The organism is Bradyrhizobium sp. HKCCYLS2038 (genome assembly GCF_051167655.1).
Lineage (GTDB): Bacteria > Pseudomonadota > Alphaproteobacteria > Rhizobiales > Xanthobacteraceae > Bradyrhizobium.
This window is the reverse complement of sequence record NZ_JBNPTM010000001.1, coordinates 1,046,250-1,065,544: the sequence shown is the minus strand read 5'-3', so window position 1 is coordinate 1,065,544 and position 19,295 is coordinate 1,046,250. Positions and strand designations below refer to the sequence as shown.

At 65.0% G+C, this 19,295-nt stretch carries 17 protein-coding genes and 1 pseudogene; 6 read left to right on the top strand and 12 right to left on the bottom strand.

What is annotated here, in order from left to right:
* Positions 1-171 precede the first annotated feature (171 nt).
* Both ACQR1I_RS04715 and ACQR1I_RS04710 read right to left on the bottom strand, forming a co-directional pair.
* Positions 172-357: pseudogene (locus tag ACQR1I_RS04715) on the bottom strand (hypothetical protein); the annotation flags it as partial.
* Between the two features lie 2,939 nt (positions 358-3,296).
* Complete coding sequence (locus tag ACQR1I_RS04710; RefSeq protein ID WP_434867781.1) at positions 3,297-3,551, bottom strand: hypothetical protein; 255 nt, start codon at positions 3,549-3,551, stop codon at positions 3,297-3,299.
* A 298-nt stretch (positions 3,552-3,849) separates the two neighbouring features.
* Here ACQR1I_RS04710 and ACQR1I_RS04705 point away from each other — a divergent pair, with 298 nt between their 5' ends.
* From ACQR1I_RS04705 to ACQR1I_RS04695, 3 genes are all read left to right on the top strand, one after another.
* Complete coding sequence (locus tag ACQR1I_RS04705; RefSeq protein WP_434888708.1) at positions 3,850-4,098, top strand: hypothetical protein; 249 nt, start codon at positions 3,850-3,852, stop codon at positions 4,096-4,098.
* 8 nt (positions 4,099-4,106) lie between these two features.
* Entirely contained in the window at positions 4,107-4,832 is a 726-nt protein-coding gene (locus tag ACQR1I_RS04700; RefSeq protein WP_434867783.1) for a hypothetical protein, read from the top strand.
* Positions 4,833-5,463: 631 nt separating this feature from the next.
* Positions 5,464-6,039 carry a hypothetical protein gene (locus tag ACQR1I_RS04695; protein ID WP_434867784.1) on the top strand — a complete coding sequence of 192 codons (576 nt, stop codon included), beginning with the start codon at positions 5,464-5,466 and terminating at the stop codon, positions 6,037-6,039.
* A gap of 72 nt (positions 6,040-6,111) precedes the next feature.
* On the opposite strand, the gene ACQR1I_RS04690 is transcribed toward ACQR1I_RS04695, so the two are convergent.
* The 7 genes from ACQR1I_RS04690 to ACQR1I_RS04660 all read right to left on the bottom strand — a co-directional run bounded on the left by ACQR1I_RS04690 (position 6,112) and on the right by ACQR1I_RS04660 (position 14,213).
* Positions 6,112-7,083: an NAD-dependent epimerase/dehydratase family protein gene (locus tag ACQR1I_RS04690; RefSeq protein WP_434867785.1), complete on the bottom strand. Its 972-nt coding sequence runs from the start codon at positions 7,081-7,083 to the stop codon at positions 6,112-6,114.
* A 341-nt stretch (positions 7,084-7,424) separates the two neighbouring features.
* Positions 7,425-8,177, bottom strand: a complete 753-nt coding sequence (locus ACQR1I_RS04685) for an ABC transporter permease (RefSeq protein WP_434867933.1) — start codon at positions 8,175-8,177, stop codon at positions 7,425-7,427.
* Positions 8,178-8,267: 90 nt separating this feature from the next.
* Positions 8,268-9,137, bottom strand: coding sequence for an ABC transporter permease (locus tag ACQR1I_RS04680; RefSeq protein ID WP_434867934.1), 870 nt, complete (start codon positions 9,135-9,137; stop codon positions 8,268-8,270).
* A 38-nt stretch (positions 9,138-9,175) separates the two neighbouring features.
* Positions 9,176-10,240: an ABC transporter ATP-binding protein gene (locus ACQR1I_RS04675; RefSeq protein ID WP_434867786.1), complete on the bottom strand. Its 1,065-nt coding sequence runs from the start codon at positions 10,238-10,240 to the stop codon at positions 9,176-9,178.
* 94 nt (positions 10,241-10,334) lie between these two features.
* Positions 10,335-11,516, bottom strand: a complete 1,182-nt coding sequence (locus ACQR1I_RS04670; RefSeq protein ID WP_434867787.1) for an ABC transporter substrate-binding protein — start codon at positions 11,514-11,516, stop codon at positions 10,335-10,337.
* A gap of 269 nt (positions 11,517-11,785) precedes the next feature.
* The gene (locus tag ACQR1I_RS04665; RefSeq protein ID WP_434867788.1) at positions 11,786-13,249 is read right to left on the bottom strand and encodes a hypothetical protein; all 1,464 of its coding nucleotides are present in this window, start codon (positions 13,247-13,249) and stop codon (positions 11,786-11,788) included.
* Between the two features lie 319 nt (positions 13,250-13,568).
* Positions 13,569-14,213, bottom strand: a complete 645-nt coding sequence (locus tag ACQR1I_RS04660) for a glutathione S-transferase family protein (RefSeq protein WP_434867789.1) — start codon at positions 14,211-14,213, stop codon at positions 13,569-13,571.
* Positions 14,214-14,303: 90 nt separating this feature from the next.
* Here ACQR1I_RS04660 and ACQR1I_RS04655 point away from each other — a divergent pair, with 90 nt between their 5' ends.
* Entirely contained in the window at positions 14,304-15,287 is a 984-nt protein-coding gene (locus tag ACQR1I_RS04655; RefSeq protein WP_434867790.1) for a helix-turn-helix transcriptional regulator, read from the top strand.
* Between the two features lie 240 nt (positions 15,288-15,527).
* Here ACQR1I_RS04655 and ACQR1I_RS04650 read toward each other — a convergent pair whose 3' ends face one another.
* From ACQR1I_RS04650 to ACQR1I_RS04640, 3 genes are read right to left on the bottom strand one after another with little or no spacing between them, the layout of a single operon-like run.
* Complete coding sequence (locus ACQR1I_RS04650; protein ID WP_434867791.1) at positions 15,528-16,025, bottom strand: TPM domain-containing protein; 498 nt, start codon at positions 16,023-16,025, stop codon at positions 15,528-15,530.
* A gap of 8 nt (positions 16,026-16,033) precedes the next feature.
* Positions 16,034-16,933, bottom strand: a complete 900-nt coding sequence (locus tag ACQR1I_RS04645) for a TPM domain-containing protein (protein WP_434867792.1) — start codon at positions 16,931-16,933, stop codon at positions 16,034-16,036.
* Positions 16,934-16,948: 15 nt separating this feature from the next.
* Entirely contained in the window at positions 16,949-17,560 is a 612-nt protein-coding gene (locus ACQR1I_RS04640; RefSeq protein WP_434867793.1) for a LemA family protein, read from the bottom strand.
* 229 nt (positions 17,561-17,789) lie between these two features.
* On the opposite strand from ACQR1I_RS04640, the gene ACQR1I_RS04635 reads away from it, so the two are divergent.
* Positions 17,790-17,942, top strand: a complete 153-nt coding sequence (locus tag ACQR1I_RS04635) for a hypothetical protein (protein ID WP_434867794.1) — start codon at positions 17,790-17,792, stop codon at positions 17,940-17,942.
* A gap of 1 nt (position 17,943) precedes the next feature.
* Positions 17,944-19,290: an ATP-binding protein gene (locus tag ACQR1I_RS04630; RefSeq protein WP_434867795.1), complete on the top strand. Its 1,347-nt coding sequence runs from the start codon at positions 17,944-17,946 to the stop codon at positions 19,288-19,290.
* Positions 19,291-19,295: the final 5 nt, after the last annotated feature.

Sequence of the window (19,295 nt, the reverse complement as noted above, 5' to 3'; positions counted from 1 at the left end):
TCTCCTCATTCGCAACTCACCGCGCGAGCCGGACGGGCGGCTGTCGCGGAGCGCCGGCTTGCTACCGAACGAAGATAGCCGAAAGGCGGCAGTTGCGGGCCAATATGCGACGAGGCGCCTCACGTCGCAGTGAGGCGCCTCGCCGGAAACGTTCACGTCAGAGATGGTCGGTCAGCGCGCGACGACAAGCCCCTTGGTGGTGTAGACGACCCAGCGGCCGTCCTGCTTCTTGATCGCATCGACCTTGCCGAGCCCGGGCACGGGATCACCGGTATAGACCTCGTAGAGCCCGCCGCGGCCCTCGATCAGCGCGCCGCCACGACCGACGTCGCGCAGCACCCAGCCCTCGACGACCTTCGGCCGGTTGGCGTCGGCGCGCGCCGCTTCGGTCCGCGCGGCCTCGGCACGGCTCGGCTCGGTCCTTGTGGCCTCCGCGCGAGCCTGTTCGGCCCGGCTCGCCTCTTGCCGACTGGCCTCCTGCCGGTTGGCTTCTTGCCGACTCGCTTCCTGCCGGCTGGCGACGCCGACCGGCGGCGCGGCGGCATTGATCGCACCCACCGCCTGAGGGACGGACCCTGTCGTGTCGCGCGAGGCCGCTTGCAAGCCCGCGTTGCCTTGCGCCGAGGCCTGCGCGGCGCGCAGCCGCTCCACTGCATCGCTGAGCCGCTGCAGCTCGCTCGGCTTGCCCGACGCCTTGGTCGACAGCTCACCGAGAATCTTCTCGAGGCGGTCCAGACGCTCGGCGGATTTGTTCAGCTCGACCAGGCTGGTCTGGTTGGTCTGCTCCAGACCGGCCTTGAGCGCAGCGACGTCATTCTCGATCCGCGACACCGTCGCGCTCAGCGTTGCGTCCGTGGTGGCGCCTCCGGCGTCAGCCGTGTCGGTGCCGCGGCGGTCGACGAAGGTCGCCGTCACCAGGCTGCCCGCCACGCCGCCCACCACCATCGCCAGCAGCACGGTGGCTGCAATGGTCGGCAGGCCGCCGAGCCGGCCCACAAGGGGGATCCGGGATGGCGCGGCTCTACCTGGCTGCTGCGGCGGCCGTCCCGCTGCCGGGCCGGTCGTCCCGGATGGCGGCGCTGATGGCTTCTGTGACGTCGCCGCAGCCGTAGCAGCAGCCTTGGGCGGCTCGGCCGCGAACTTGGCCTTGGCCCAGGCCGCAGCCTTGTCGACGACGGCAGCGGCCGCAGCCGCCTTGCTCGCCGGATCGAACGCCGCCGCGGGCGGTGCCGCCGGCGGCTTCGCCACAGCCTCGGTCTTCACGGCGGCCTCGGGCTTCACGATCGGCTCGGATTTCATCGCCGGCTCCGGGGTCACCGCCGGCTCCGGCTTCGCAACACTCTCCGCCTTCGCAGCCACCTCGGGACGGACAGCGGCCTCCACCTTGGCAACGGGCTCCGGTTTCATGGCGGCCTCCGGCTTGACCGGCGCGTCCGGCTTCACGCTCGCCGGCTTGCTCGACATATCCGGCTTGACCGGGGCCTCGGACTTGACCGCAGGCTCAGCCTTGACCATCGCCTCAGGCTTGACCGCGGGCTCAGGCTTGGCTGCAGACTCAGGCTTGGCCGACCCCATCGGGCCGATCTTCGGCGCGTTGGCGGCGAGCGCCGACAATTTGGGTGTCTCGACCTTGAGCATCTCGCCCGCGGAGACGACCGTCTTGATCGCGTCCGACCTGACCGGCTCGGTCCTGATCAGGTCGAGGATCGTCGAAGGCTTTGACGCGGACTGGCGCGGCGCGCCCTGGCCTGGAACGGCCTTTGAAGGGTTCGGCCTGGCAGCACCGGCCTTGATTGCATCGGTCCTACTGGTCTCGGGCTTGACTACCTCGGGGCTTGGCTTGTCGGACTTGACCAGATCGAGCCGCTTCAGCTCCGGCTTGCCGGCCTCGGGCTTGCCCGGCTTCGATGCGGCCGGCTCAGCGGCGATCGGATCAGCCTTGACGCCTTGAGGCTTGGCGTCTTGGAGCTTGGCGTCCTGCGGCTTGAAGTCTTGAGGCTTGATGTCCTGCAGCTTGCCGGCGTCGATCTCAGGCTTCGCTTCGACCTTGGCGTCCTCGACCACGACCAGTTCGGGCTTGGCGTGAGGCAGCACGGCGGACGCGTCCGGGGCATCGGCCTTGGCCACGGTAGCCGGCCGGTCAGCGCCCGGGGCTTCGTGATCGGGCGAGATCAGACCCTGCGCGACCGGAGCGATCTCCGGCGCAGCGACGTCGACAACATCAGGGGACGCAGAGGTCTTCAGCACCGGCTCAACACTGGCGATGCCATGATCGGCAGCGCCAACCTCGGCAATGCTAAGGCTGGTCGGATCGGCCTTTTGCTCGCTCACGTTCAAGTCTCCAGATGACGTTCAGCCCTTGGTAACCTTAGTTAGCGTTTGATTGATTGCCAAAATCTTACTTTTGAAGGGCTTACCTGAGTTTTAGGGATTCATCCGGGGCGGATTTGCGCCGACAAAGTGGAACAGATGTGGCAAGCGGTGCTCTAATAATCCTTGCTTAAGGGAGCGCGCCTCCTGACCCCCAGCCGGGCACCGGCGGCCGGGCCGCCGGCTCATCCGAGCAGCACGCGACGACCTCGCGGCGCGATCCGCGCCCGAGCCTTTGCAGGTCTTTTCCCCTCTCGATCGAGAGGGTGCAGGGAAGACCGAGCCTCGGCTGAGGCCCGTGGCCCCCGTGCGGAAAGAATGCACGGGGCAGGAACCACAGGTTCAGCCGGAACGACCCGGCCTTCCCTGCGCGATGGTGTTACGGCTGCTTCGTAGTCTCCCCGGTGCGCCGGGCTTTCTGGTCACCGTCATCCGCAGCAGGCCAAGGCCCGGCTACGAACTTGACATCGGCATCGGGATGCCAGGACCCTACGACTTGACCGTCCGCATCCGACCTGCTCGCCGGCCCGCATCTGCAGGCCCCAGGTCCGACACGTCCACCGCTCCCCGCCGCTACGCCTCGTGACGATCGGCCGACACGCCCCTCTTCATCGCGACGGGATGGCCGGGATCATCGATGTGATTTGCCCGACGACACAAGCGAAGATTTGCCCGACGGAATGCGACAAACTGGCTCGACGGGCAGTTTGCGCATGACGGGGATGCGGGAAGTGCCCGTCGTGCACCAAGGTGCAAAAAATGTTTGTACATCGTCCGCCTCCATGCAAATTCACAGCAATCCTCCAATTCACGCTAGACATCCGCAGGGCCGGCTGCTCAGCATCAGCGAGTAGCGCGCCCCAATTTCGGCAGCATTCGATGGAGCGGTTTAGGTGCCATTTCGTCCTCTCTGCGCTCTGCGAGCGCTATGAGTCGATGAAGTCGATGTGTTCCGGCGATCCCTTAAATTCTTGTCTGTGAACTATGAAGGCAGCGATAAGCCAAGTCGCCACACCCATCACGATTGAAGGCAAACCAAACGATGGATCAATCGTATGAGCGACGATAATGCCGGCGAAGGCAGACGTTGCGGATATTAAGAGCCACAACACCCGAACCATCTTGCGCTCTAGCCAAGCCACCCGTTCGCGTAAATCTGAGATCAACTCGTCTTCTGTCATTGTCTGCCCCGGATGCGGAGTCTAGTCGGACCCGATTTCACTGTGAGGGGTCTTCTTGTCGACCCCGCATGCGACCTTGCGAGAACGTCGTGCTTAGAAGTAGTGCAGACCTTGAATTTTGAACCGCAAGAATTACTACCTAAACTAGCGATTCTTGTGTCTTGCATGGAGAGGGCGAATGTGTTTGATTTGACGTCCTTTGGGGGCCTTCACAGGCATGTGATTTTGGGGGTCGAACGTTTACCCAGCTTTGGGAGTCAGCTGGATAGAATTTCGCGCCTGTGAACACAACGAGAACATGCACGCCATGTCAACGGTAAAATTCGCTGGTACGATCAGGACGATCACGCGCGACGGCAGGAGCGGCGTGGTTGAGTTGGATCACATCATTGAGGGAAAGACCTTTGCGGTTATTTCCCCCGATACACGCGGCCGTATCTCGCTAATGAACGGCGTCGGACAGCTACAAGCTGGTAAGCACGTCAAGGGAGAAGCTGAGACTGGCAGCGAAGCACTCAGAGCTATCTCGGTTTTCGCTGCCGATTGAGATGAGCTGTGGAGGGCTATCCTTGGGTTGCCGATGAAAACATCATCGGCAACATCTCTCGCAATGCGCTCGTAGCTGAGATCGGTAAGCCCGCTGCTCATTCTGCAATGGGTCGACTCAGATACATTGGTAGACTGCCTCAACGCCTTATCCCGTCCTATGAGCATCTGGAAGTCGGAGACATCATCCTTTCTGGCTATCCCAGAAAGGAGGACGGAAGATACAAGTGGCATCCCGTTCACCAGAGCCAAGCTTCTAACGGCCACCCCGCCGATGCGTGCCATTGGGTGCATGCAATGCTCTACGTGGGCGAACTTCACGTCATTGAATCAAACAAGCCGACCAGCATTCGAACGGGAATCGCGCTGGCTCCTCTTACCCGAGATGCCCATAACCGCGAATTCCTCGTGTTGCGCTACAAAGACCCGGATTTCGCGAAGCGACGCGATGCGATCAACCGGTATGCTTTAATGAGTCCCTACCTATCCCCGCGCGACTACGACATATGGGGCGCAATACAATCGCATTTTAAATGGCGACCAAATGGTGCCAAGCATAGCGACCGCATTTTTTGTAGCGAATTCATTCTCGAGTGCTTCGCGATTATGGGGCCCTTCCTGGTCGAGGACTGGCTAAGAGTTACCGAACATGAGAACGAATTCTTCCTACCTGCGCACTTAGCCACCGACCCGAGATTCGATAAGTTTCCTATGAAGTATTTTTCTCTTGAGTAGATTTTCTATCTAAAGATGAGCTTGCCCAAATTTAATCTGGCACTACGACCGTTCATCGGAAATGAACTCGACCGCCAGCCGTTTCCAGGGAAACTCGGAAGCTCTTGCGTTTAGTTGTCGAACGCTTTGACGCGCCGGGCCTCGGGCAAAGCGATGGCGCGACGTCTTACAGTGGGCATGTTCTTGCCCGTGTTGACCTGCCCGTAAGAATTTCCTCGAGAAGGATCTAGAGCCCGCCCTGACGAAGGACGGACAGATGAAGCGGACGCGGTTCACGGAAGAGCAGATCAACGCGTTTTTGAAGGAGCCGGATCGAGAAGCTGACCGGCCGCGTGCTCAAACCTTCCAAGCGCGGGCCGAAGCCGGCGGAGGAGGTGTAAGCGCGGCCGCGGAGTCGGCTCAGTTGTGGACTGTCACCGTACGCATGCACCGTAACGCATGTCGCCGGCGCATGTGAAGCGCAGACCCCGGTCCTCCATGTCGTGGAGGCAGATGGTGTTGAGGACGCGGGTTTCCATGACCCGAAGCTCGCGCAGATCAGCGGCGGGAGAGACCCATCGGGTAGCCATCGGGCGCTTGTCGGTTCCCGAGTTTTGGTGTCTTTTTGCAGCGACGCGAGGGGCAAGCAATCGTGAAGGACACTGAAGCAGATAACGCGACGTATCGCGCCATCGGACTATTCCTCACTAAGTTTGCGTTTCTGGAGCATTCGCTGCGCTACTTTCTTTGCGCTGAAGTCGGAATGAGCGTGAAGTTCATGAACAGGGTCATTACCCACGACTTCGCGATGCTGTGCTCGACAGTATTGGCGGTTTTCAGCGAAACCTTAGAGACGGAAGACGAAAAGAACAGACTGAAGTCGGTGATTAGTCGCGCTCGGGAACTCAACAATCTCCGCGTAAAAGTGGCCCACGGTAAGTCGTGGTGGACTGACTATGAAAGCGGAATGCTCTTCCACGTTTCGCGCCAGACTCTCAGGGAGCAAGAAGTTTCGAACGTGGCAGCTCTTCTGGAGGGCGAGGCCGGAAAATGCCTCCGAACCCTTATCGATTTTCAGTTGATCGCCTACCGGATCGACCCGCGAGACGAGCCACCCGTCGATGAAGAAAAGCTCTTCAATGATTTTGAGACGCTGATTCAGCGCTGGCAAGCCGATGAGTACGGATGGCCGTTGTCCGGCAAGCCGGTCACCGATCCGCCGGAATGAGCCGACCGTTCGGCAGCGCCACCGGCCCGCCGTTGTTAGGGTGACAGTGCTGGACCGCAATACCTTAGCCCATCAGCCGGGATACCATATCGTTCTGGGGTCGGCGGGGTCACGCCTGTAGTCCCATGCGGCATCGACGAGGCGTTCGAGATCGTAGGCGGGGCGCCAGTCGAGCGCGTATTTCGCGGCGCTGTTGTCCATCCAGTTGGACTGGTAGCTGCTCGGAATCCTGACCGAGTTCAGCCCGCGCCGCTGGCGCAGATAGCTGGCCAGCGCGCCATAATCGACCGGCTCGTCCATGCTGATGTTGAAGGTCCTGCCGCGAACGCGGGGATTGTCGAGCGCAAGGATGATGGCGGCGACGAGATCGTCGAGATGGACGAAGTTGCGCTTCAGCGGCGCGCCCTCGGCGTCGAGCAGCAGCGGCACCGTGCCGTCGGAGGCATATTGCCGGGCGAGTTCGGGAGCCACCAGGTCTTTCCAGACCGGGCCGCCGAACACGTCATCGCCGAACGACAGGCTGAACTTGAAGTCGTCCTTCTCCATGATCCACGGCGCGCGCAGGCAGCAGGCGTTGATCCCATACTGGATGCAATACTGCTCGACCATCACCTCCTCGAGGACCTTGGACAGGGCGTAGCAGCCGGGATAGGCCATGTGGCGGGTCTTCTCCGTCAGTGGACCATCATGCTTGTAGAAGAAGTGCCCCACGGCGGCATCGCCGCCGAGCAGGATGAACTGCTGTGCCGTCGGGCTGATCCGATACTCTTCCAGCAGCCAGAACAGGCCCTTGACGGCGACGTCCATGACCGCCTCGGGCGTCTCCTTGCAGGTTGCGAGGTGAACGACGTGCGTCACCCCCGTCAGGGCCGACCTCACACAGTCGCGGTCCGAGATCGATCCCCTGACAACCTCGATGCCGCTGAGCTGGCGGTTGTGGCAGAGCGCGCGCAGCGCGGCCGCGCCCAATGTCTCGTGCTGCCCGAGAGCCTCGATCAGCCTGGTCCCGACCTTGCCGGTGGCGCCTGTGATCAGGATCTTCATGGGTCTCCCCTTCGCTGCTGCGGTAGACTGTGTTTCGCTGGTCGCGCAATCCAACAAAGCCGCACGTCGCAGGCAAGGGGTATTTGCGAGATTGGAGCAGTATGCGTTTTGGTTTGATCGACCAGCAGCCGCGGTCTCGTTGACCTCTTCCGAAGGGAGAGGTCGGATTGCATCGCCAGATGCAATCCGGGTGAGGGCTTACGGTCCATCTGGCAACCCCTCACCCGGCGCTGCGCGCCGACCTCTCCACGACGGGGAGAGGTGAACTGAACTCGCGGTAGCCGCTTTGTTCCGACAAGAAGGCATCACGCTGGCCAGGTTAGTTTCAGTCGCCGCAATGCCTAGTGCTGCTGCTGTTTTCCCCTGGTGACGAACTGCGTCGGGCTGACGAAACGCAGCGCGACGACGAGCCAGACCAGGGTCGTGAGCATGTAGACCATGGCCATGGCGTCGATCGACTGCACCGCGCGCACGCCGGCCGCGAACACCGCATAATAGAGCGCGACGACCAGCGTCTGGCTGCCGGGACCGGCGGTGAGAAACGTCAGCTCGAACATCCCGATCGTGCGCACGAGCACCAGCAGAAGCGCCGCCAGTGCGCCGGGGAGCAGAAGCGGCAGCAGCACATGCACGAACAGGCGGAACGTATTTGCGCCGAACACCCGGGCTGCGGCTTCGATCTTCGGATCGATCTGCTCGATGAACGGGATCATCACCAGGATGACGAACGGCACCGCCGGCACGAGATTGGCGGCGATGACGCCGCCGATCGTGCCGCCGAGCCCCGATTTGTAGAGCACCGTGGCGAGCGGAATGCCGTAGGTGACGGGCGGCACCAGCAGCGGCAGCAGGAACAGCAGCATCAGCAGCCGTTTGCCGGGGAAGTCGCGACGCGCCATCGCGTAGGCGGCGGGAATGCCGAACAGGCCCGACAGCGCGACGACCGCGAACACGACCTCGAAGGTCACGATCAGGAGATCGTCGAGCTGGAATTCCCGCCAGGCCGAGACGTACCACTTGGTCGTCCAGGCCGCGGGCAGCCAGGTCCCCAGCCAACGCGTCGCGAGCGAACTTGTCAGGACGGTGGCGATCATCGCCAGCAGGTTCAGGATGAAAAAGCCGGTCAGCACCCAGACGCAGGTGACCCAGGCACGGCCGGCGAGCGATCGACTGGTGCGCAACGTCTAGCCCTTTCCGCCCGAGGCCGGGCCGCGATAGAACATCGAGCGTGCTCCCAGCGCCAGGACGATGACGACCAGCAGCACCAGCGCCATCAGCATCGCGATCGCCGACGCCAGCGAATAGTCGTAGCGCTCGAACGCCGCTTCATAGGCCGCGATCGAGATGACGCGCGTCGGGCCGGCCGGCGCGCCGAGCAGCACGGCGGAGGGGAACACCGAGAACGCCTGCACGAAGCCGAGACAGAACGTCACCGTCAGCCCTGGAACCATCAGCGGCAGCAGGATGTGCCAGAAGCGCGATGGCGCCTTGGCGCCGAGCGTGGCGGCCGCCTGCTCGAGCGCCGGGTCGATTCCGGTCAGATACGACAGCACGAGCAGGAAGGTGAACGGAAAGCCCGTGATCACCAGCGACAGGAAGACGCCCGTGTAGTTGTGCACGAGCTTGAGCGGACTGCCGATCAGGCCGAGCGTAATCAGCGTGCGGTTGAACCAGCCTTGCGGCCCGAGATAATTGAGCAGGCCTTCGGCGACCAGCACGGTGCCCAGCGTGATCGGCAGCACCAGGATCGTCGTCAGCAGCTTCTGATTGCGCATCCGGCGGACGCGAAACGCGACCGGAATCGCGAGCACGAGGTTGAGGATCGTCACCGGCAGCGCGAGCCATAGCGTCTTGCCGACCGTCTCGTACAGGAACGGGTCGGAAAAGAATGTCACGTAGTTGCCGAACAGCGAGCCGTCCTTGGGGCGGAACGACAGCCAGAGCCCGTAGAGGAAGGGATAGATGAACAAGGCGAGCAGCAGCAGCGTCACGGGGAGCACCAGCAGCGTCACGCTGTCGATCCCCTTCGCCTGTAGCCGCAACCGCAGCGGCATCGGCGGCCGGGCGCCGTCCGGGTCGAGCGTGGCGCGGGTCATGCCTGGCCCCCGGCGAAGATGAGGACGCGCGCCGGATCGGCCGCCAGCATGACCGCCTCGCCCGGTTTGTGCCGGCCCTGGGCGCGGAAAAAGACCTCGGCTCCATCGCTCGCCCGCGCCGAGCCGAAGAAGCCGTGACCGCGGTACTCGCAGGCCTCGACCGTCGCCGGCAGCCCGGCGTCGGCGACACGGAGATCGTCCGGGCGAATGGCGGCAACGGCCGTCTTGCCGATGATCGGCTCGCGTGCCATCCCGCTCAGCCGCGCGCCGCCGATGTCGATCGCGACCTCGCTGCCCGACGCCTCCGCCACGACACCGGGAAGCCGATTGCGGAACCCCATGAAGTCGGCGACGTCGAGCGTCGCAGGACGGAGATAGAGATCCTCCGGCGTGCCGATCTGGCGCACCTCGCCGTCGCGCATCACCACGATGCGATCGGCGAGCGACATCGCCTCGTCCTGATCGTGCGTCACATAGATCGTGATCGCGCCGAGACTGGCGTGGATGCGGCGGATCTCCTGCCGCATCTCCAGCCGCAGCTTGGCGTCGAGGTTCGACAGCGGCTCGTCCATCAACACCAGCGGCGGCTCGATGGCGATCGCCCGCGCAATAGCGACACGCTGCTGCTGGCCGCCCGAGAGCTGGCCCGGCAGCTTGGCAACTTGCGATTCGAGCCGCACGGTCGCGATCGCCTGATCGATCCGCTTGGCGGCCTCGGCGCGCGGCATGCCGCGCATCTTGAGGCCGAAGCCGACATTGTCGCGCACGGTCATGTGCGGAAACAGGGCGTAGTTCTGGAACACCATCCCGAAGCCGCGCGCTTCCGGCGCCAGGACGTCGATGCGGGTGTCGTCGAGCCAGATGGCGCCGCGCGTCGCGGGCAACAGGCCTGCGATGCAGTTGAGCGCGGTCGACTTGCCGCATCCCGACGGTCCGAGCAGCGCGACGAATTCGCCGCGCTCGATCGTGAAATTGAGATCCTTCAGCGCATTGAGGGTGCCGAAATCCCGTCCCAGATGGTCAAGGCGAAGCGAATTGAAGGTCCGAAGCAAAGACGCCATGCAAATGCAGTCCGAGTTGAAGATATCGCGTGATGTGACGCCGTCCGCATTCGCCGATACGGCGTCAGCACGCGGCCTTTGCTTCGAACGAGGATCACTTCGTCTTCTTCGCGCCCACCTGCTCGTCCCAGAGTCGGAAGGCGACCACCATCTTGTCCGGCGGCAGCGGGAGCTCCATCGGAACTTCGGCGAACAGTTTGGCGTATTCGGGCCGGCCGAACTCCTGGATCGTGTCCTGGCTCTCCTTCGGTGCCATCGACAGCGGCACGTCCTTCACGGCGGGGCCGGGATACAGATAGCCCTGGTCATAGATGTAGGCCTGCGCCTGCTTGCTCAGCATGAAATTGATCAGGTCGAGCAGGACAGCGACCTTGTCGTCTGACAGGCCCTTCGGAATCGCCATGTAGTGGCCGTCGATCACCCACCTGAACCCCTTGAGGGTCTGGATCTTCGCTTCCTTCGGCACGACGCCGAGCGCCCGCGGATTGATGTCCCAGCCGGTGGTCGAGATGATCATGTCGCGGGTGCCTTCGCCGAGCTCCTTCATCGTGGCGCCGGTGCCCGTCGGGTAGTACTCGATGTACTCGCCGAGCTCCTTCAGGAACGCCCAGGTGTTGTCCCAGCCCTTGGCAGGATCCTTCGGGTCCTTGTCGCCGAGCAGATAAGGAAGGCCCATGAGGAAGGTCCGCCCGGGACCGGAATTGGCCGGACGCGCGTAGACCAGCCGGTTCGGGTTGGCCTTGGCCCAGGCCAGGAGCTCGGCGGCCGACGTCGGCGGCGTCTTGACCTTGTCAGGCATGTACTCGAGCAGCGGTCCCGACGGATACCAGGCAATGCAGACGCCCTGATCCGCAGCCAGCGACTGCATCATCTTCGCGCCGGGCTCGAAGATGGTATCGAGCTTGGGCAGCTTGGCGGCGTAGGTGCCGACGACGTCGATCCACAGCTTCTGCTCGATGCCGGCGGCGAGCGCATCGGCGCCGGTCAGCACCAAGTCGATATCGACGCGGCCCGCGTCCTGCTGCGCCTTGAGCTTGCCGGGCAGTTCGGGTGCAGGCGCCTTGGTGAACGTCATCTTCGAGACGAATTTGGGCTTGGCCTTGCGATATTCCTCGAACGCCGGTTGCGTGAGCGCGAGGTTTCCGGCGACGTCGATGATGTTCAACGTCACCGGCGCGGCAGGCGCAGTCTGTCCCAAAGCCACGGATGGCGCGATCGAGGCCAGTGCGACGCTGCCCAGCAGAAGATCGCGCCGGTTCAAACTGCATTCACTCATTCCATTCCTCCCACCCGGAGCCCTCGTTTGCCGGGGTCCATTGCGACATAGTAACGCGGACGAGAGGATTAGCCATCCTCCCTTCGGCGAGAGCACGGGTTTCGTCTTGCAATCGTGAACCAGGGGACAGGCCTTGCCGCAGCGCACCGGTCAAGTTCGATCGGAGTGCGCGCATTGCGGCGACAGTCCGGGATGGTCGCCCGAACTGGTTGGTGCGGCCGCGGCGCTGCTGCTGGCGCGGACGGCTTGAAGACTCCGACGCTCGACGCCTACTTCGCAGGCATCACGCGGACGTGCGCGACGGCGACGTCATCGGCGTAGAGCCGTTTCCAGCCCGGCATCTGGTCGAGGAGCTGTGCTGCGGGTCTGTCCGGAGCGAGCAGAGTAGCATCGACCTGGTACTGGTCGAGCAATGCGGCGATCTGCTCGTGGCTGCGGCCGTCGGCGGCCTTGAGATAGCTCATCATGAAGTCCTGGCCGTAGAGCTCGGCCCGGCTGTCGATGAAGACGGGGACGTCGTTCGCGATCAGGTAGCCGCCGAACTGATAGTCGTTGAAGATGCGCGCCGACTTGTGCTGGCGCAGCGCCTCGAGCGCGGCGACCGGCGCCTGCGTCCTGACGGCTGCAAAAGTGTGGTTCGCGGCGTAGAGCAGCGTGACGGCCAGCGCGCCGGCAATGATCGCGGAGGCCGTCGACGCCGAGACCAGCGGCGAGGCGCCGTTGGTCTCGGGATCTGCCGTGGACGCATGAGCGCGGTGGCGCATCGGCGCGGCCAGCGCCAGCGGCACCAGGAACGCGAAGATCTCGAGGCATCGCACATGCGACAACGCCATGTGCGTCAGCAGCAACAACAACGCAATGCGCGGCAGCGACAGCACGACGCCGCGAAGCAAGGCGACCGCGATCAGGCCGAGCAGCGCGGCCTCGAAGGGTCCGAAGCTGGTGAAATCGGCCGGCCGCCATTCCGACACCAGCGACAGCACCGGACCGAGCGCCAGGATCTTCAGCGCCGCCATCAGCGTGTTGTGCAGATAGGGCGTGCAGCAGCTGGCGAGCAGCGCCGCGCCGGCAAACAGCGTCCAGCGCTTCGCGACAGCGACGCGGTCGCTGGCCGCGCTCTGCCACACGGCCTCGAGCGCGAGCGGAGCGATCAGAGCAAGGCCGAGCACGAAGCCGCCATGCAGATTGGCCCAGGCGATCATCAGCGGGAGCAGCATCCACGACGGCTCCGCGCGCTGGTCGACGGCCCGGATCAGTCCGCCCACCCAAGCGACCATGATCGGCAGGGCGAGGACGTGCGGCCGCGCGAGCAGATGCGGGGCCGACACCACCAGCACCAGCAGCGCAAGCAGCACGCGGTGGACCGGCTTGAAGCAGGGCTCGATCAGATCGAGAAAGATCACCAGCGCGGCCGCGACTGCCAGCGCGGCCAGCGCCGCGACGCCGGCCCAGCCGGCCTGCGCATACGCCACCGCATACAGCACCTGCGCGAGCCAGGAGCTCGACATCCACGGGCTGCCGGAGCGCGTGAACGAATAGACGTCGACATACGGCATCGCCGCGTGGTCGATGATCCACTGCCCGACGCTGATGTGCCAGTACGTATCGGCATCCTGCAGCAGCAGGTCGCCGACCACGAACAGGAACAGATAGGTCCCCACGCCGACGCAAAGATGCAGCAGACCGGGCGTCATGCGGGCGGCGGTCACGCGATTGGCAACGACGAGCGACATCTGGGTGGTCTCGATTCAACGGCGAGAGTGAGCGAGCCGGCCTGGGTCCCCAAGGACGGATGAATCGCGGGTAGTCCAGTAAGTGGCGCAGGCGGCTAAAATCGTCTTAAGGGACCGGACGGATGCCGCGCCGGGGACGATGTGCTGAACAACCGGTTAATGGCTGGAGGAGAGGACCCGCGCCTCGATCGCCGCCCGACGCAATTTGATCCTGGCGATCCGGCGGTGCCGGATCGCATCGCGTGAGCGGCTGTCCGCACCGCTTCATCCTGCTCGCTCGCTGACGCGGCAGCTCACGGCCAGCCGCGTCGGCTGGCGATCAAGCGCCCGCCGCAGCCTCGTGCTGCGCAGCCATCTCGGCATCGGCGGCCATGACGCGCTGGAACGCCGCGCGGGAGGTGATGCGCTCGGCATAGCTCGTGAACACGTCCTTGCGCGGCACGACACCGAACATCATGGTCCAGTTCAGCGCGATGCCCCAGAGCACGTCGGCGGCCGTCATGCGCTCGCCGAGCAGATAAGGCCCCTTGGCGAGTTGCTGCTCCAGCGCTGATAGCATCGTGTCGTAGTCGGCATAAGGCGACTGCGTGACCGGGGCCGGCTCGCGCTTCATGAAACGATCGATCACCGCCGGCTCGAACGAGGCGCCGTAATAGGCGATCCAGCGCAGATAGGGCCCGCGCAGGGGATCATTGAGCGCCGGCGTCAGGCCCGCCTGCGGGAACAGATCGGCGAGATAGATGAAGATCGCGACCTGCTCGGTCACGATCTGGCCGCGATGGCCGACCGTCGGCACCTTGCCGAGCGGGTTGATGGCGAGAAACGCCGGCTGGCGCTGCTCGCCCGCCTTCATGTTCAGGACGTGGAGCTCATAGGGCGCGCCGAGCTCCTCGAGCAGGACACGGGCGCCGGCGGCGCGGGTCTGCGGCGAATAATACAGCGTGATCTTGTCGTCGGCGGTCATGATGATCTCCTCCGGGGTCGGTTCTCGGATGCCGGTATTGTCGCACGGCATACCTGACAATCCGTGTCAGGTATGTTTTGATGATGACCCATGCGCGCCAGCCGTCTGCTTTCCATCCTCACCACCCTGCAGGCCAAGGGTCGGGTGACCGCTCCCGAGCTCGCGGAGACCTGCGAGGTCTCGGTGCGCACGATCTATCGCGACATCGACGCGCTCGCGGCCGCCGGCATCCCGGTCTATGCCGAGCGCGGCGCCGAGGGCGGGTATCGCCTGCTCGACGGCTATCGCGTCCGGCTCAACGGGCTGTCGCCGGCCGAGACTGACGCGCTGTTCATGGCCGGCCTGCCCGGCCCGGCTGCGGCGCTCGGCCTCGACGATGCGATGAGCGCGGCGCAGACCAAGCTGGTGGCGGCGCTGCCGCAGAGCCTGCGCGCCAATGCCGGCCGGATGCAGGCGCGGTTCCATCTCGATGCGCCCGGCTGGTTCGGCGCGGCCGAGGAGCCGGCGCATCTGCGCGCCATCGCCGATGCGCTGCTCACCGAACGCGTGATCGACATCCGCTATCAGACCTGGCGCGCCGAAAAGCGCCGCCGCGTCGCGCCGCTCGGCCTCGTGCTCAAGGGCGGCAGCTGGTATCTCGCCGGCGGCGTCGAGCGCAGCGTGCGCACCTATCGGGTCGCGCGGATCCTCGATTGTGCGGTCACCGATGAGAGTTTTGCGCGGCCGGCCGATTTCGACCTCGCCGCCTATTGGCGCGCCGCGACCGAGCGGCTGGAAGCGGAAATGCATCCGAACGCGGCGACCGTGCGCCTGTCGCCGCTCGGCGTGAAACTGCTGGAGGTGTGGAGCCAGCCCTACGTGCGCGCCCGCACGCGCCTCGCCGACGAGACAGATGCCGATGGCTGGCGCATCGCCACCATCCCGACCGGAACGACGCTGTGGCACGCCGCCGGCGAGCTGCTGCGCTTCGGCCCCGAAGCCGAAGTGCTCGCCCCGCCCGAGCTGCGCGCGAAGATGGCGGAGATGGCGGCTGAGATGGTCAAGCGCTACGGCGCAGCGGCGACGGCGGGCTGAGTTACCGCGCAGATTCTCTCCGCCGTCATTCCGGGGCGTCGCGAAGCGACGAGCCCGGAATCCATAGCCACGACCCGTCCTGAGGCGCGAAGGTCGTGGCGGCGCGTCTTCGCCTCACCGCCGCTCGGGGTTATGGATTCCGGGCTCGCGCGTTCCGCGCGCCCCGGAATGACGGAGAGAGTGGGGCCAGCGATTGCGTGGCTTGCGATGCTGCTGATAAGCAAGGAGATGAGACCTGCGCTACAGCACCACCGGCGCATCGGGCAGCTCGTTGGTCTCGCCGGCCTGCGGCGGAAAATGCTTCGCGAGCTCGCGTGACACGGCGGCGATGCCCTGCATCACGCCCTGCTCGAAGCGGCCGGCCCTGAACTCCGCCTCCATCGCCCGGCAGATCGTCTCCCATCCCGCCGCGCCGACGCGATCGTGGATGCCGCGGTCGGCGATGATCTCGACGTCACGGTCGGCGAGCAGCAGGTAGATCAGGACGCCGTTGTTGTGCGCGGTGTCCCAGATCCGCAATTGCGAGAACACATCGAGCGCGCGCGCGCGCGGCGGCTGGTTGCGCCACAGCGGCCGGCCGTCGAGCGCGCCTTCGACCACGAAGCGCAGCTGGCCGGCATGGATGCGCTCGCCCGCTTTGATCGCCTGCTCGATGCGCGCCAGCACGTCCGGCGTGAAGATGCGCTTCAGCTGCCAATGATGGTGCAGGAGATGCCGGCCGATCCGCATGATGCTCATCGTCGTCCTCACCAGCTGCCCGAGGCGCCGCCGCCACCGAAACTGCCGCCGCCGCCGGAGAAGCTGCCGCTGTCGCTCGAGCTGCCGCTGCTCCAGCCTGATGACGACGATCCACCAGACCAGCCGCCGCGGCGGCCGCTGCCCGGGCCTGACGTCGAGGCAATGCTGTCGGCGATGAAGGCGATGATGAAGCCGGCGACGGCCGACAGCGCAGCCAACCCTGCCGATCCCACCATCACCCAGGCGATCACGCCCATCGCGCCGCCGGTGGCCAGCGATCCCAGCAGGCGGCCGAGCAGCGCACGCAGGATGCCGCCGATCACGATGGCGCCGAACAGCGCCACCGGCGCGAACGAGGTGATGGAATCGAAATCGAGGTCGTTGCCATGCGAGGCCTGCGGCTGCGGCACCGGCAAGGTCTCGCCATTGATGACGCCGATGATCCTGTCGACACCGGCATCGATGCCGCCGGCGAAATCGCCGGTGCGGAATTTCGGCGTGATGACCTCGTCGATGATGCGCCGCGCGGTGACGTCGGTGAGGCTGCCCTCGAGGCCGTAGCCGACCTCGATGCGCAGCTTGCGATCGGTCTTGGCAATCACCAGCAGCGCGCCGTCATCGACCTTCTTGCGGCCGATCTTCCACGCCTCGGCAACGCGGATCGAGAACTGCTCGATGGTCTCGGGCTGCGTGGTCGGCACGATCAGCACCGCGACCTGGCTGCCCTTGCGCGTTTCCAGGTCCTTCAGCTTCTGCGTCAGGCTTGCGATATCAGACGACGACAGCGTGCCGGTCTGGTCAACGACGCGGCCCGTGAGCTGCGGCACCGCGACGTCGGCCAGCACCATCGTGGCGAGGCAGACGAGCAGCGTCGCAAGCAGCGCCTTGACGGCCGGCAGCGTGCGCACGATTGCGTGCTCCGGCTACTTGGCGGGCGCAGGCGACGGCGTGTTGAAGTCGACCTTGGGCGCGACCGAGATCTCGCGCTCGTTCTCGACGGTGAAGTTGGCCTTCTCCTTGTAGCCGAACGCCATCGCGGTCAGGTTGTTCGGGAAGGTGCGGATGCCGACATTGTACTCCTGCACCGACTTGATATAGCGGTTGCGCGCCACGGTGATGCGGTTCTCGGTGCCTTCGAGCTGAGACATCAGGTCGCGGAACAGCTGATCCGATTTCAGCTGCGGATAGTTCTCAGTCACGACCAGCAGCCGCGACAGCGCGCCGGTCAGTTCGCTCTGCGCCGCCTGGAACTTCTGCAGCGCCGCCGGATCGTTCACCACGTCGGGCGTGGCCTGGACGCTGCCGACCTTGGCGCGGGCGTTGGTGACGCCGAGCAGCACGTCCTTCTCCTGCTGCGCGAAGCCCTTCACGCTGTTGACGAGGTTGGGCACGAGATCGGCGCGGCGCTGATACTGGTTGACCACCTCGGACCAGGCCGCCTTGACCTGCTCGTCATTGGTCTGGATGGCGTTGTAGCCGCAATTGGTGAGGCTCAGCGTCATCAGCGCGGCGAGCACGGTCAGGATTCGGCGCATCGCAATCTCCCCATTGGTCGGCTCGCATGGATCAGCTCGCACCACGTCGAGCAAGAGCCGCTCCGGTCGGCGGTCCAGGCTTGGATATCGTTCGCGGTTCGCCCTGACAAGATCCACAGCCGCCGAACCGCGGCGACCAGTCTCGTCACCGCGCCAGCGCAAACCATGGCCACCAGCCGGCCGCGCCTACAACCATTCGCGGACTTTCTCCACTGCGCAGGGCAGATGCATGGCCGCGAATGGTCGTCCGGGCTGGACAGGCATGGAACAATTTGATCCAGATATAAATACCATCGCGATACGACCGGGGCAGGCTGCGCAGCAAAAGGGGGCCGAAACGATGGACATGCTGTTCGACGGCGGCTCCGCAACGGAGGCCTGAGGTGTTCCGCAGACTTGGCTTTGCCGGCCGGCTGACCGCGATCGTGCTGTTCGCATTGATCGCGCTGTGGGCCTCCGGAGTCGGCTGGCTGACTGCAGAGGACAACGCCGAGCAGATGCTGTCATTGCCCGAGCATGTCGGCAGCATCATCAATCTGGTCGAAACCATCGAGCCGTCGCAGCAGACTGTCGTCCTGCGCGCGCTCAGCAGCCCGCGCGTGAGCCTCGCGGTCGTCCACGGCCGCCCGGACCCCGAGCCCAACAGTTGGCGCCGGCCGTTCGTGGAGCGCATCCTCTCGACCTATTTCGACGCCACCCACCCGCGCGACGTGATCGCGTTCACCGATCCGATGCCCTCCTGGCGCGACTGGCATCCGGGCGACTATCGCCGCATCGTCCGGCACCGGACGCATCTGGCGGTGTCTCTGGCCGGTGGCGACTACCTGCTGCTCGACGTCCAGGGAGCCATCCGCGGCCGGCTGTTCGGAGTCCCGCCGGGGATCCTGGTGGGCCTGCTCGGGGCTCTGATCGGCATCGGCGCGGTGATCGTCATCGAGCGCGAGGCACGCCCGTTGCGCGCGCTCAGCAAGGCCCTCGCCGGCTTCGCCGGCGACACGACGCTGCCGCTGCCGCCGCCGAGCGGCGCCCCGGAAATCCGCCAGTTGATCATTGCGGCCGACAAGATGCAGACGCGCATCTCGGAGCTGATCCGCGGGCGGACATTGCTGCTTGGTTCGATCTCGCATGACCTGAAGGGCTACATCATGCGGATCCGAATCCGGGCCGAGCAGATTCCCGATCTGACCCAGCGCGCCCGGCTGGCGCACGATCTCGAAGACATGACGACCTTGCTCGACGGCGCGCTCGCGGTGTCGCGCGGCCAGTTCAAGATTTCCGAACGCAAGCTGGTCGACCTCCGAACGGTTCTCGCGAGCGTCGCGAACGACGGCGAACCAGGCGGCCAAAGGGTCCGGACCGAGTTGAAGTCCACGCCCATCGTCATCCGCGCCGATCCGGTGGCGCTGCGCCGGCTGTTCACGAACCTCGTCGGCAATGCGCTGAAATACGCGCCGCATTGCGTGATCCGAATTTGGCGCGAAGCCGGGGCGGTCGTTGCGATCGACGATGATGGTCCCGGCATTCCGATCGAGGCGCGGCACGCCGTGTTCGATCCGTTCTTCCGGATCGAGGACTCCCGCAGCGCCGGGATCAGCGGCACCGGCCTCGGACTTGCGATCGTCAAGCAGATCGCCGACGCCCACGGCGCCGAAATCCGGCTGGACACGGCGCCGGAAGGCGGACTGCGGGTCGCGGTCTGCTTCCCGCCGTCCTCGGCCGCGGCGGCGTGAGCCTC

Excerpts from the sequence above, each read along its gene's own strand:
- ACQR1I_RS04710 (WP_434867781.1), bottom strand. The coding sequence starts at position 3,551 with ATGACAGAAGACGAGTTGATCTCAGATTTACGCGAACGGGTGGCTTGG.
- ACQR1I_RS04705 (WP_434888708.1), top strand. The coding sequence starts at position 3,850 with ATGCACGCCATGTCAACGGTAAAATTCGCTGGTACGATCAGGACGATC.
- ACQR1I_RS04690 (WP_434867785.1), bottom strand. The coding sequence starts at position 7,083 with ATGAAGATCCTGATCACAGGCGCCACCGGCAAGGTCGGGACCAGGCTG.
- ACQR1I_RS04685 (WP_434867933.1), bottom strand. The coding sequence starts at position 8,177 with ATGATCGCCACCGTCCTGACAAGTTCGCTCGCGACGCGTTGGCTGGGG.
- ACQR1I_RS04680 (WP_434867934.1), bottom strand. The coding sequence starts at position 9,137 with ATGCCGCTGCGGTTGCGGCTACAGGCGAAGGGGATCGACAGCGTGACG.
- ACQR1I_RS04675 (WP_434867786.1), bottom strand. The coding sequence starts at position 10,240 with ATGGCGTCTTTGCTTCGGACCTTCAATTCGCTTCGCCTTGACCATCTG.
- ACQR1I_RS04670 (WP_434867787.1), bottom strand. The coding sequence starts at position 11,516 with ATGAGTGAATGCAGTTTGAACCGGCGCGATCTTCTGCTGGGCAGCGTC.
- ACQR1I_RS04665 (WP_434867788.1), bottom strand. The coding sequence starts at position 13,249 with ATGTCGCTCGTCGTTGCCAATCGCGTGACCGCCGCCCGCATGACGCCC.
- ACQR1I_RS04660 (WP_434867789.1), bottom strand. The coding sequence starts at position 14,213 with ATGACCGCCGACGACAAGATCACGCTGTATTATTCGCCGCAGACCCGC.
- ACQR1I_RS04655 (WP_434867790.1), top strand. The coding sequence starts at position 14,304 with ATGCGCGCCAGCCGTCTGCTTTCCATCCTCACCACCCTGCAGGCCAAG.
- ACQR1I_RS04650 (WP_434867791.1), bottom strand. The coding sequence starts at position 16,025 with ATGAGCATCATGCGGATCGGCCGGCATCTCCTGCACCATCATTGGCAG.
- ACQR1I_RS04640 (WP_434867793.1), bottom strand. The coding sequence starts at position 17,560 with ATGCGCCGAATCCTGACCGTGCTCGCCGCGCTGATGACGCTGAGCCTC.
- ACQR1I_RS04635 (WP_434867794.1), top strand. The coding sequence starts at position 17,790 with ATGGCCGCGAATGGTCGTCCGGGCTGGACAGGCATGGAACAATTTGAT.